This window comes from Flagellimonas algicola (assembly GCF_005937185.1).
Classification (GTDB): Bacteria; Bacteroidota; Bacteroidia; order Flavobacteriales; family Flavobacteriaceae; genus Flagellimonas; species Flagellimonas algicola.
In genome coordinates this window covers 1030153-1044696 of the sequence record NZ_VCNI01000002.1, presented here as the reverse complement: position 1 = coordinate 1044696, position 14544 = coordinate 1030153, and the positions used below count along the sequence as shown (strand labels likewise).

At 41.8% G+C, this 14544-nt stretch carries 6 protein-coding genes; all 6 read right to left on the bottom strand.

The genetic code is table 11. From position 1 onward, the window contains the following. Window positions 1-32: 32 nt before the first annotated feature. Genes FGG15_RS13560 through FGG15_RS13535 form a run of 6 tightly spaced genes read right to left on the bottom strand, consistent with a single transcriptional unit; the run spans window position 33 to window position 14512 of the window. Window positions 33-2342 carry an ABC transporter permease gene (locus FGG15_RS13560; protein WP_138837119.1) on the bottom strand — a complete coding sequence of 770 codons (2310 nt, stop codon included), beginning with the start codon at window positions 2340-2342 and terminating at the stop codon, window positions 33-35. A 7-nt stretch (window positions 2343-2349) separates the two neighbouring features. Beyond that, window positions 2350-4764 (bottom strand): ABC transporter permease, encoded by a 2415-nt coding sequence (locus FGG15_RS13555; RefSeq protein ID WP_138837117.1) that lies wholly within the window; start codon window positions 4762-4764, stop codon window positions 2350-2352. 10 nt (window positions 4765-4774) lie between these two features. Further along, a complete protein-coding gene (locus tag FGG15_RS13550) occupies window positions 4775-7174 on the bottom strand; it encodes an ABC transporter permease (RefSeq protein WP_138837115.1) in 2400 nt (799 codons plus the stop codon). 49 nt (window positions 7175-7223) lie between these two features. Further along, window positions 7224-9605 carry an ABC transporter permease gene (locus FGG15_RS13545; protein ID WP_138837113.1) on the bottom strand — a complete coding sequence of 794 codons (2382 nt, stop codon included), beginning with the start codon at window positions 9603-9605 and terminating at the stop codon, window positions 7224-7226. A 50-nt stretch (window positions 9606-9655) separates the two neighbouring features. Further along, window positions 9656-12028, bottom strand: a complete 2373-nt coding sequence (locus FGG15_RS13540) for an FtsX-like permease family protein (protein WP_138837111.1) — start codon at window positions 12026-12028, stop codon at window positions 9656-9658. A 51-nt stretch (window positions 12029-12079) separates the two neighbouring features. Next, the gene (locus FGG15_RS13535) at window positions 12080-14512 is read right to left on the bottom strand and encodes an ABC transporter permease (protein ID WP_138837109.1); all 2433 of its coding nucleotides are present in this window, start codon (window positions 14510-14512) and stop codon (window positions 12080-12082) included. Window positions 14513-14544 lie beyond the last annotated feature (32 nt).

The window sequence follows — 14544 nt, the reverse complement described above, 5'->3', positions numbered from 1 at the left end:
TTGTTTTGATTGATCTCTAAAAGCCAATTCGTTTATTCATCTCTAAGCGCCTCAACAGGGTTGGCCGCTGCTGTTTTAATACTTTGCCAACTAACAGTTAATAGGGCAATACATAGTGCTGTTAAACCACTCAAGGCAAAAACCCACCAGCTAATGGTTGTTTTATATGCAAAGCCTTGCAGCCAACTTTGTAGCGCGTACCAGGATATGGGCACAGCTAAAACAAATGCAACTCCCACCCATTTAATATAATCCTTGTTCAACATGGACAGAATTTGCGTAATTGATGCGCCGTTCACCTTTCTGATTCCCACTTCCTTTCTTCGTTGCTGCATATAGAAAACAGACATTGCTACTATACCCATTACGGAAATAATAAACGATAACAGGGTAAAATATCCAATGATCTTCCCTGTTCGTTCTTCTTTGATGTACCAATTATTAATGGTTTCGTCCACAAACCTGACTTCAAACGGGGTTTTGTCCAAAAGACCAGCGTAAGTGGACTTTATCTCGTCCAAGGTTTTGAACATCCCCTTCCCATTAATCCGAACGAAGATGTTTTGGGGGTAAAAGGACTCTCCCAAATGTCTAAGCATTAATGGCCCAATATTCTCGCGTAAATGGTTGAAATTAAAGTTGTTGGTAATACCAATAATGGGTACGGTAAATTCCTCCATCTTGAATGACACTGGATCATCCGCAATTTCCAGTGCGCTGATTGCGGCTTCGTTCAGATACACCCCATTTTCCGCTTTAGCAGCTTGGGTAGGGATCATTTTTATATCGAAAACCTTGAAAAAAGAGGAATCAATAGCGATTTCTTGAAAACTCATAGGCTTTCCGTTATAATCAAAAGTCTGATTGCTGCCTCCATCAAGTGGGCTTTGCCAGGTCAGCGAAACATGTTCTACCTCTGGGATGTTGAGCAAGGCATTTTTAATGGTTGCCTTTTCGTTCATCGCCCCTAAATATTCAATTTGTACAATGTTGTCTTTTGAGAATCCCAGCTCCTTGCTGCGCAAAAAGTTGGTTTGCTTAACAATGATCCAACTACAGGTTAATAGGCCTATGGTAACCGTATATTGAAAAGTGATGAATACTTTACCATAAACTGTTTTTGCCTTTTTCCTTAATTGCCCCCGAACAACTTCAATGGGTCTAAAGCTTGATATTTTGAGTGCTGGGATAAACCCAGAAAATGCCCCAATAAAGCCAAATACAGATACGATTTTCAGCAAGTTCCAGAAACCAATTTTGGCATCCAGGTCAATTTGGGTGTTTAAAAGGGAATTGAAAACAGGTTCCACCAATTTCAATAAAAACAATGATAAAAACAGTGCAATACCCGTGAGGAGCATGGATTCCCTAACAAATTGAAGCAGCAAACTTCCTTTGGAGCTTCCCAACAGTTTTTTTATGGCCACTTCTTTACCCCTAAAGGTCGCTTGGGCTATGGTAAGGTTGATGTAGTTGCCGATGGCCAAAATCAAGATGAGCAAAACAATAATGGACAAAACAAGCACTAAGGTCTTGCTGTTACTCTGGGTCCCATTACCTTCTTTAGGGCTAAAATAAAGGTCTTGGAGTGGCGTAAACACCAAGGAGTTGGCCCAGCCATCCTTATAAAGCCAATAGTCCTTTTTAAACCGTTCCAAGATTTCTGGGGCTTTGGCTGGAAGGTTGGTATTGGGTTTTGCCAAAAAATATATGCTCACGGATGCAAATCCGTATTCTTCCAAAATGGTTTCAAAACCCCAGAGTGTTTTGAAGGCCTTAAAGTTAACAATGGCGTCTTGGGCCTTAAAGTGCGTATTTTTTGGAAAATCCTCCATGATTCCAGTAACCATAAACTTGTGCTCGGTGTTAATGGAAACCTGTTTGTCAACAACATCAAGGGTTCCAAAAAGGCGCAACGCCAAGGACTTGGACAAGACAATGCTATTGGGAGTCTGCAATACTTCTTTGGGTCTTCCTTTTATCAAGGGAAAGGAAAACATCTCAAAAAAAGAGGTGTCAACACCCAAATAATCAAATTTCATTTTTTGGCTATCCGCGGTGGAAATTCTGGCATCGCTGTCTAGAACCCTCGTAAAACTTTCAATTTCTGGGATGCTATTTTTCAGGTCTTGGGCAATTGGAGGTGAAAAATCAACCGCTTCATTCTCCATTCTATAAATTCGGTCTTTGTTGACATGAAATTCATCCACTGCCAACTCCTCCTGAATATAGATGCTCAGCAGTAAAACAAAGGTCATGGAAATGGCAAACCCGAGTACGGTGACAATACCATATAGCTTATTCTTCAAAAGATGTCGTATGTAAGATCTTATTCCCATCATTTAGTTTTTATTCGGTTCGTAAACTTTTAACCGGGTTTTGCGAAGCCGCCTTAATGGTCTTGGCACTAATGGTCAATAAAGCAATAATTGTGGCCAGCATTCCAGATGCCAGAAAAAACCAGATGCTCAAATCTATTTTGAACGGATAGTTTTGCAGCCATTCGTCCATAAACCACCAGGCTATGGGCGAGGCAATTAAAAATGAAATGAGCACTAGTTTTAAAAAGTCTTTGGTCAACAAAAAAGTAATGTTGGCCACACTGGCCCCAATAACTTTTCGCACACCTATTTCCTTGGTACGTTGCGTTACAATCAACAATGAAATGGCAAAAAGCCCAATACAGCTTAGGACAATAGCTATAATTGAACCAGAGGTAATCATTGTGTTTATTTTCTCTTCCTTTCTAAAGGTGCGGTTAACATTTTCATCCAAGAATGATCCTAAAAATTCCGCGTTCGGCTCAATTTTAGCCCATGCGTTCTCAATGGCGTCAAAGGATTTGGCTATGTTTTTAGGAGCAACCTTGACGTAAGCATAGAATAAAGGATAGTCCCTGCTCATCATCATGGATATGGGCTGGATGGTTTTGTCCAATTCTTCAAAATGGTAGTCTTTGACCACCCCGATCACAGGAAATCTTATGGAATCATTAAAACTTATATAGGCCGTCAAGGGGTCTTTTTCACCAAACTCTTTGGCCATGGCTTCGTTGATGACCACTCCTGAGCGGTCACTTGAATAGTCCCTACTAAAATTCCGCCCCGCAACAAGCTCTAGATCCAAAGTTTCCACATAATCATAGTCCACGGTCAGGTAGTGGGTATTTATGACCCTGTTCTTGTATTCAAAGCCAAACACACTTTTAGAAACACTCCCGTCTTTTCCATAACCCAGATTATTATCCGCCCCAGATATTTCCAATATATCGGGATTGCCCGCTAGTTCATGACGCAGAAGATCAAGGGCATCATAGCTGTTTTTCTTTCCATCCATGGGAAAAGAAACTACCTGTTCCTTGTTGAAACCCAAATCTTTGTTTCGCATGAAATCAAGCTGGCTCCTTAGCACCAATGTCCCCGTTATCAGGAGAATGGCAATGCTAAACTGAACTACCATAAGGGTGTCACGAACTCGATTTTCACCTGAGAGTTCAATTTTGCCCTTTAGTGACTGTAGGGTTCCCAACTTGCTCAATAGCAGGGCGGGATAACCTCCGACAAGTAGTGTGATCAAAATAACTGCCACAGCAAAAAACAATATAATGGTCGGGGTCATGATGACATCAAATGACACTTTTGTATCAAAAATGGTTTTGAACTGCTCTAGAAGCAAGACACTTAAAAATGCTCCAATCCCCAGAGAAACCAAAAAGACAAGAAGACTCTCATTCCAGAATTGAAAGAAAAGTTGCTTTCGCTTGGCCCCCAGCGTTTTTCGCATTCCTATCTCTTTCAGTCGTTGCCCACTTTGGGCGACACTCATGTTTATAAAGTTGACACAGGCAATAAAAAGAATCAAAAGGGCAATTCCCAAAACCAAGAAGGGCCCACTTCGAAGCACTTCCAAGGCACCATTTTTGAATCTTACAAAATTTTCATCTTCCAATGGTAAAAGTTCAAAGCGGTAGAACCTACCATCAGTATCCGGTAATGCACCATCACGTTTGGCACTTGCTATCCGCTCTGCAAAATTGATGTCTATGAGTGAGCGCGTGGCCGGGTCAAATTGCCCAGGAGCCATGTTTTTGGATAGTTGTAGATAAACGCTATGGTATCTGGAATTCCATGCGTCAATATTTTCTTGGTAGGAGGCCTCTTCTTCAAATCGCATTGCCACTTCAAAATCAATGCTGCTGTTTTCCGGGATATTGGCAACCACGGCACTAATGTTATAGGGTTTGTCCTTGCCATCAACAAGTGCCTGAACCGTTTTTCCCACGGCGTTTTCCTCCCCGAACAGCACTTGGGCCATTTCTTCCGTCAGAACAATGTCCGAACGTTTTTCCAATGGATTTTCCATTTTCCCCTTGACCACGGGAAATGTGAACATTGAAAAGAAATCGCTATCCACCCAACTAACTTCCATGTTGATTTCTTTCTCTCCATAGGAGATGATAACCTCTTCCTCTAAGTGCCGTGTCGCTTTTTCAATGCCCGGCACTTCTTTTTTTATAGTTGGCATTAGCGGCACCCCATGGCTTTCACTAACCTGTTGCCCTTTTGGATTTTGCCATATGGAAAACACTTTGTAAATAGCGTCACCATTCTCATGGAATTTATCAAAAGACAGGTCAAAAAACCCGGCCATGGACAGTAAAATAGCCGCTCCGAATGCAACGGATAGACCAATGATGTTCAACAAAGTGAAGACTTTGTTTTTAAGGAGGCTTCTCCAAGCGATTTTCAGATAGTTCCTGATCATAACGATATACTTACTCTGTTCTAAGACTCTTGATCGGATTGGACTTTGCCGCTCTAATTGCTTGAAAGCTTACCGTTACCACCGTGACCATCATAGCACCAATCATGGCCAAGGCAAAAATCCACCACTTAAGAATGACCCTGTATGGGTACTCTTGCAGCCAACCGTTCATGACATAATAGGCTATGGGTACCGCAATAAAACAGGAGATGATTACCAGCTTCAAAAAGTCTTTGGAGAGCATATTCCATACGTTGAATACTGTGGCACCAAGCACTTTGCGCACCCCAATCTCCTTGGTACGCTGTTCGGCCACAAAGGATGTAAGACCAAAAAGTCCCAAACAACTGATTAAAATGGCAAGGGCCGTAAAAATTCCTGAAAGTCGCCCTACACGTTCCTCCGCTGCAAACTTTTTACCATATTCCTCGTCTATAAATTGAAACTGAAACGGTAATCCAGGAAAATGCTGATTGAAGACCCGCTCGACAATAGCCAGGTTCTGGCTTGTACTTTGTTTGGGATTGAGTCGAAGGTTATAAAAATTGGTGTACTCTTCCCTATTAAAGGCATATACTGCCTGCTTTACTGGCTCGTACGGAGATTGCGCAACCATATCTTCCACTACCCCAATAATCTTTACTGGAGGGTCGGGGTCTGTGGGCGCATTGTCCTTCAGAAGTATTCCGATTGGATTAGTGAGCCCCATGTATTTCATTGCTGTTTCATTGATTAGGATTGCGGCAGAGTCAGAAGCAAATTCGCGGGAAAAATCCCTGCCTTTGATGATTTTCAAATTGAGCGACTTCGCATACTCTGGTGAGACGTCTGTCCATGCTAAATCTTCCTGGAATCCTTCCGGTTTGCCTTCCCAATCAAAACCATTCCGGTTGGACCATACCCTTGTTGTGGGAGAGCTGGAGGATGACATTTCAATGGCGGCTCCTGATGCCAAAAATTCGCTTCGCATTAAATCGTATTTGCCGGTAAAATCTTCACTAAATGTTGGGATTTGTATCAATCCTTCCTTGTCATAACCCACAGGTCTATTTTTTGCAAAGTTGATTTGCTGCATTACAATCACCGTTCCAATGATAAAGGCCACGGAAACCGTAAACTGCAAAACCACAAGAATTTTTCTGGGCATGCTGGCATATTTTCCAGCCTTAAAAGTTCCCTTCAACACACGCACCGGTTTAAAAGAAGACAGGTACAAGGCAGGATAACTTCCGGCCAAAAGCGCTGTCAAAAGCACAAAAATTAGTGAGATGCCCCAGAAATTAAAGCTGCTCCATGGAAATTCTATGCCCTTGCGGGACAGATCATTGAATCCATCCAAGGAAATCAAAACAATAAAAACAGCTATCAGAAAGGCCAACATAACCACCAAAAAAGATTCACTTAAGAACTGAGAAATAAGTTGTCCTCTTTGGGAACCAATGGATTTGCGAACACCTACTTCCTTAGCGCGTTTCTCTGATCGGGCCGTGCTCAGATTCATAAAGTTGATGCAGGCCAATAACAAAACAAATACACCGATAATGCCAAACAACCAGACATATTTGATTCTTCCACCAACTTGTTTGCCGTTCTCAAAGTTGCCTCGTAAATACCACTCTTCCATAGGAAAGAGAAAAAGTTGGGGGTCGAATTCTGCAATATCTTCACCGCTTTCTTTCTTTACATCCTTGATGGCGGCACTAATGGACGACATAGTCGTATTTTCCGCTATCTGCACAAACATTTGAAAAGAATTGTTTCCCCAGTTATCCTCGGAATTCTTAACCCATTCCATGGAGGCCACATACTTGTCCCAGGGAACAATATAGCTTAGGTGTTTGAACGAATTGTTTACGGGAATATCTTCATAAACAGCGGTTACGGTCATAGGGGACTCGCTATTAACGGTGATGATCTTACCTATGGGATCCTCATTCCCAAATAAAGCGTGAGCTGTGGATTGGTTAAGCATAATTGAATTTATATCCCGCAATCCGTCTTTTTCGCCCTTGAGAATATTTAGATCTAGCATATCAGGTGCCTCACTTTGCATGAAATTTCCATCTCTGGAAATACTGGTTTCCATGTATTCCAAATACTGGGAAGTACTCCAGGAAGACATCACAATGTGCTTAAAATTATCTCCGTACTCTTCCCGTAGAGCCTTTTCCAAGGGACGGGGAATAGCGGGACCCGTACCAATGGTACCATTAAAATTTTCTGATTGGTAGATTTGTGCGATTTCCTCCCTGTTTGAAAAGTAGCTGTTGTACGTAAGTTCATCTTCCATCCAAAGGCCGATAATCAGCGTAACTGCCATCCCCAAAGCCAATCCTCCAATATTGATAATGGTATAGGCCTTGTTCTTTATAAGGTTTCTCCAGGCTGTTTTTAAATAGTTCTTTAACATAATGTTCGTTTTCAACCCTTTGACACCTCGGCCTTCAGGTTATATTTGATTATTCGGTTCTTAGGCTTTTCACGGGATTTGCGGTTGCAGATTTTATAGCTTGGAAACTGACTGTAAGCAATGCAATAAACACTGATATTGTTCCAGCCATTACAAACACAATCCAGCTAATATCAATACGATAGGCAAAATCTCGAAGCCAATTGGACATGATATAATATGCTAATGGAAAGGCAATGACCAAGGCCACCAACACAAGCTTCATAAAGTCTTTTGAAAGCAATTGCACGATTCCCAAAACATTTGCGCCCAAAACTTTGCGCACCCCAATTTCTTTTTTTCGTTGTTCTGCAGTAAATGCAGCCAATCCAAAAAGCCCCAAACAAGCAATACATATTGCGAGTACGGAGAAAATTTTTGATAAACTTCCTATCAATTCTTCATTTTTAAATCGAGCATTAAACAAATCATTTTCAAACCGATATTCAAAGGGAAATACAGGGTTGTATTTTTTCAATACTTCCTCTATACTTTGGAGTGTTTCGGTCATGGCAATACCAGACTTGGTTTTTATATACATCTGTCTTGCCCATTCTGGTTTATTAAAGAACATTACAGGACCTGTGCTGCCATTACTGTATAAATTTCCATATCTAAAATCGTTTACGACCCCCACCACATTGTATGTGGTTTCATACCCTTGAATTGTTTTCCCAATAGCGCTCTCTTCCCCCATCAATCGGGCAAAAGATTGGGTAATTATAGTGTTTGTACTATCGGCAGCCATATTTTCTTTGAAGCCATGCCCTTCTAGCAATTCAATTCCCACCGTTTCAAAAAAGCTGGGGCTGATGTACCTAAAACGAACCAGTATATCTTTAGTATCCATTCCCCCTTGCCAAGTAAGTCCAGAGCCATTGTCGCCACTTGAAAGCACTCCGGAATTGATCAAGGAAACATTTTCAACCGTGCCCGATGAAATCATATCTTGTTCTATGGGTGCAAAATTTTTGATTATATCGCCGGTTACCGGAATATTAATCAAGTTCTCCTTATCATACCCTAAGTCCCTTTCTTTGGCATGCTGTACTTGTTTGTACACTATAATAGTACTTATGATAAATATTATTGATGCTGTAAACTGCATGATTACAAGCCCTTTTCTTATGATGGCTGTACCCCCTTTCTTTCTTTGCAGCCCCTTTAGTATTTGTACAGGTCTAAAAGATGATAAGTACAGGGATGGGTACCATCCTGCCAAAAGCCCACACATCAATGTGATACCCGCAAGGGAAAATAGATGCCCTGGGGAAAAAAGCTTTAGCTCAAGCTGCTTTTCAACTAGAGTATTGAAAAAGGGTAGTACTATCACCAATGTGAAAACACTCACTACTGATGCTAAGCTCGCTATCATGATGGCTTCCACTATAAATTGAGCTATCAGTTTTCTCTTGTCGGAGCCCAATACTTTTCGAACCCCAACTTCTTTACCCCTTTTTTCACTTTGGGCAGTTGAAAGATTCATGAAATTAATACATGCTATCAATAGTATGATAAAGGCGATAAGGAGCATCAGCCGTACAAACGTAATTTGCCCACCTACTTTCTTCCCATCCGAAAAATTGGAGTGTAAATGCCAGTCCTTGATTGAATGTAAAAAAGCATAGGTCTTTGAAGTATTTTCACTGTCCTTCATTTTTGAAGGAATCATTGCACGAACCTTTTTGTCCACTTCTGTGAAGTTGGCATTGGGTGAAAGCTCAACAAAGGTGTCCGCAAAATTGTTACCGTATACCCTTGCCCAAGATAAATCCTCTTCTCCAAACCCATAGCTCTCTATCGGTAACAGCCATTCAAATCCAAAAGTTACATTCTGGGGTAAATCTTCTATAACCCCTGTTACCGTAAAACTATGTTTGCCATTGACCTGTAATACTCGGTTCAAAGCATTGGTATTTTCACCGAAAAGGGCTTGGGCCGTTTTTTGGGACAAAATGATGGCATCTGGTCTATTAAGGAAACCTTGTACGTTGCCTGCCAAAAAATGTAGACTGAAAATATCTAGAAAGTCGGAACCTACAAATCTCCCCGCTCTATTGATTCCCTGATCTCCTTCTTTCAATAAAATCTCTCCCCTCGATGTAGTTGCTGACTTGGTAATTTCAGGAATTTCATCTTTTAAATCCTGAGCCAACGGTCCTGGTGTGGAGTAAAAAGTATATACCTCTCCATCGAAAGTTTGATTAGTAGGAACATAATAGATCTGATCTTGCTTTGGAAAAACTTTGTCAAAATTTATTTCGTCTTCAATCCAAAGTAATATGAGTGCAGCACAAGTAATCCCGATAGCCAGTCCTAAGATATTTATAGAAGTAAATACTTTCCTTTTGGCAAGGTTCCTGAAAGCAATTTTAAGATAGTTCCTAAACATGATGTTCGTTTTTCAACCCTTTGACACCTCGGCCTTCAGGTTATATTTGATTATTCGGTTCTTAGGCTTTTCACGGGATTTGCGGTTGCAGATTTGATTGATTGAAAACCTATAGTAAGCAATGCCACAAACAAAGTCAGTCCTCCAGCAAGAACAAAGGCAAACATTGGAATGTTTATGCTATAGGCAAAACCATTTAACCAGTTGCTCATAAAATAATACGCCAGTGGTGAGGCAATTAGAATGGCAATGGCAATAAGCTTAAAAAAGTCTTTGGATACCAGTACCGTTATATTTTGCACACTGGCCCCAAGCACTTTCCGAATCCCAATTTCCTTGGTGCGCTCCTTGGCGGTGAAGGCAGCTAAGCCAAACAACCCTAAACAAGATAGTAGGACAGAGATCAACGCAAAATATCGCGCCAAGGTTCCTGTCAAGATTTCTGCATTGTAATTGGCGGCATATTCCTCATCCAGAAAATCGTAATGCAACGGATTATCTGGGAGTACTTTGTCAAAAACTGCATGCACCGAAGCTAAGGCCGTTTTGGTTTGGTTTCCATCCAATTTTATCATCATCTCCCCGGCATCGTTGGGGTCCAAAAGAAATACGGTAGGCTGAATGGGTTCAAACAGCGACCGGTTATGAAAATCTTCCACTACTCCTATAATGTGCCTTTGGCTTCCCCATAGCTGCACCGTTTTTCCAATGGGATTGTCACCTAGGTCCATTAGTTGGGCTGCGGTGTAGTTGACAACCAAATTAAGTGTGTCTTGGGTTCCTTCGCGATAATAGGTTCCATGCTTTACGGGAATTTCAAATGCCTCTGGAAAATTGTGGGCCGTCCATAGCAAAGCAAATTCAATATTCTCCTGTTCCTGCGTTTTGCCCGGCCAACTTACCCCACTGCTAGAAGCTGGAGTTGATAATGGGGATGGCCCTACTAAGGTTACATCGGCTATGCCTTCCGAAGCCATAAGCTCATTTTTTAAGGCCTCATATTTTTGGGTCAGCACCTCATCTTGGTGAATGGAAATGATATGGTTCTTGGCAATTCCCAAATCCTTCTGATTGACAAAATCCACCTGCTTTTGGATGACCAGGGCCGAAATAATGAGCAACAGGGCCAGGGAGAACTGCAGCACCACCAATCCCTTTCGGAATGAAGTGGTGCTTTTTTGCTCTTTTCCCAATCCCTTTAAGGCCGCCACCGGTTTAAAGGAGGAAATAATAAACGAAGGGTACACCGCAGACAAAAATGTCGTCAACAGAAAAACACCCAGTAGCGTGAGCCAAAGCTGCGGCTCGGAAATGTCAAAGCCAAGATTCTTATTGGTCAGTACATTTACAAAGGGTAGCAGCAGCAAGGTAATCACTATGCCCGCCAAAAAAGATGTTGCAGTTATCAAGGAGGTTTCCGTAAAAAACTGTCCTATCAGCATGTTCTTTTTAGCGCCAATGGCTTTTCTGACCCCTATTTCGCTGGCTCTCTTAGTGGCATAGGCTGTAGAAAGATTTATAAAATTGATACAGGAAATGACCAAAAGAAAAATAGCGGCCCAAGTAAAAATTCGAACATATTCAATACGACCCCCTGAGACTTGCGCACGCTCATCAAATTGGTTGTGTAGGTAGTTGTCTGAAAACTTTTGAAGCAAAATCCCTTCTTTGAACTCCCCAGAAATATTTTCCCTGAACAGCGCCTCCACTTTGGGTACAACCTGTGCAATGTCTAAACCTTCACGCAACAAGAATGCACCCTGCATTCCGTTGTTGCCCCACTCCAATAACCAATCGTTCTGGCTAAGGTGGCGGTTGAAACCGTAATAGAAATCGTTTTGGATGGAAGATTGGCTTGGAAAATCCGCGTAGACCATGGCCACAGCATAATCGCCATTGTCATAAATATGCACCGGACTTCCCAGCGCTTTGGTCGCCCATTCCTCGCCCCAAAATCGCTTGGCCAAACTTTCGGAAATGGCTATGGATTCTGGCTTATCATCCAGGTCATTCACATTACCTAAAAGGATTGGAACTGTAAAATGTTTAAAAAATGCTGCATTGGTAAATGCTCCAGGAGCCCTAAAATCGGTATCCCCTATTCTAAGGTTGTCTTCAAAGGTGGCGCCCAATGTAATATAGTCTTCTACCTCCGGAAACTTTTCTTTGGCAGCGTTTAGCAATGGATAGGAAATGCCGGCATACACATCCAAGATGCCATCTTCCAAAGGAATGGTTCGCTTCACAAGATAAAGTTGATCATCTTTCTCGTGATATTTGTTCATGCTGTATTCGTCAAAAACCCAAAGCAACATGAGCACGGAAACAGCTATGGCGATGGATAATCCAACTGTGTTGATCAAGAAATAAACCTTGTTTTTTAAAAGATTTCTCCAAGCAGTTTTTAAATAGTTCCTAAACATGATTGTCCGTTTTTTTTCCCTTCGACACTTCGGCCTCCGGGCACGTTTTGATTATTCAGTTCTCAGGCTTTTTACAGGATTGACAATAGCCGCTTTTATACTCTGATAGCTCACCGTGAGAACAGCAGTTCCTACAGCTAGCATGGCGGCCAGAACAAATACCTCCCAGCTCATTGAAATTCGATATGAGAAATCTTGCAACCACTGGTCCATGGAAAACCAACCTACCGGTAACGCAATAAGGATTCCTATTCCAACAAGCCTCAGAAAGTCCACCGTCAATCGATACGTAATCTGACTTACAGTAGCACCTAGAACCTTGCGCACTCCAATTTCCTTGGTCCTTTTTTGCGCGTTGAACGCGGCCAAACCCAAAAGGCCAAGACAGGCGATCAAAATGGAAAGAACCGTGAAAATCATGAAAATTCGTCCCAGTCTTTGTTCAGCTTGATAGGTGTTATTAAAAGAATCGTCCAAAAAGTAGTAGTCGAAAGGTTGGCCCGGGGCCACTTGGTTCCATAGCTGTTCAATGCTAGAGATGCTTTGGGACAGATTTTCTGTGTTCAATTTTACAACCAAGGCATTTGAAAAAGTCCCAATGGTTAAGGACAAGGCCTCAATGGGTTGTCTTAGGGATTCAAAATGAAAATCCTTTACTACCCCGACAATTGTTGTAAAGGATGGGTTCTCTGAACCTAAGTCTGTTGAAATTCTTGTTCCGATGGCCTCATCGGGTACTATCCCGAGCACTTTTAATGCGGATTCATTCACAATGCTTGCAGAAGAATCTGTGGCAATTCTGGGGTCAAAATCCCTGCCAGCAACAATTTCAAGATCTAAGGTTGAGACATAATCATGGTCCACTCTCCAATTCTCCATGTTTATGGCATTTTCCTGGTCTCTCGCGCCTTCCTTAAAATAGGTGCTGCTGCTCCGAACGGACGGAGTTGGTAAATACCCGCTTAATGTGGCATTGGTTACCTGTGCAAGTTGGGTAACCTCCTCTTTAAAGGATTGCACCTGATTGCCCGCATTTCGCACATCATTGATCACCAAAACCTGACTTTTCTCAAATCCCAGTTCCTTGTTCTGAATAAAGCGCAGTTGTTGGAAAATGGTTAAGGTGCCGACAATTAAGAAGACAGAAATGGCAAACTGGAAAACAACAAGTGCATTCCGCACCTTACCTCCACCAATGCTATTTTGTCCTCCGGATTTCAACACCTTGACAGGGATGAATCTCGACATAAAAAAGGCAGGATATGTTCCAGAGAGAAAGCCCAAAATCGCAGCTGCGCCAATCAAAATCAACCAAAAGAATGGGTTGGAAAATGGGATGGACATATCTTTCCCGGCCAGCTCATTAAAATAGGGCATTGCTAACATTGCAATCCCAATGGCCAATAAAAGGGATATAAAAGAAACCAGCCCCGACTCCATTAAAAACTGTCTTACCAAGTCCGATTTTTGGGAGCCCAATGTCTTCCTTACCCCTACTTCTTTGGCTCTTTTGAGCGAATGGGAGGTTGATAGGTTCATAAAATTGACGCAGGCCAAGACGATAAGAAACAAGGCAATAAACGAAAGGATGTAAATATTTTGCATGGATCCATTTGGACTCAGTTCCGATTTTTTATTCGAATACAGATGAATGTCCTTTAATGGCATGGCGCTATAGTTGAGGTAATTTCCCGAGGCTGCGAATGATGCTTCCGTCATTCCAGGATAGAAAACCTGAATCCAAGGAATCAGGTATTTTCCAACCACCGACTTCAAAGGCCCTTCAATATCGGATATTTGAGCAGATGGAACCAGTTTAAGAAAAGTGTAAAAGTTATGATTCCCCCAATGACCCGGTTGCAGAAACGGGTAACTGGACATATTCAGAAAAACTGTATGATTTCGTAGAAAAGAGTTTTTTGGAAAATCCTCAATTACCCCGGTCACCGTAAAGGTCTGCGAATTGTTGATGACCATTTTTTGACCCATGGTATTATTAATGCCAAAATGTTTTTCAGCGGCGGTCCTCGTCATCACCAAAGTATTGGGATTGCTGAGTGCATTGTTGGGGTTACCAACCAACATAGTCAGGTCAAAAAATTTAAAAAGAGTGGAGTCGGCATAGGCCATATTTAGCTCCTTAATGTTTGTGGTAACATCACTTTTTCTGAGCAAGAGATTCCCACTATTTACGATACGTGTAACCTCCTCTATTTGCGGACAATCCCGTTTTAAGGCAGCGGCCATGGGTTCTGATACCTCTCCCAGTTCTTCGGCCAAACCACCAAATTTAACATCGGAGTTTATACGATAGATTCGATCGGCATCGGTAAACATGGTATCATAGCTCAGTTCATCATATATGTACAACGCAATAAGCAAGCTTCCTGCCATCCCAATGGCAAGGCCAAAGGTGTTTAAAAATGTAAAAAAGGGTTGCTTTTTAAGACTTCTCCAGGCAATTTTGATATGATTTTTTAACATGACTGATCGATTTTTGATTGATGATTTGCCTA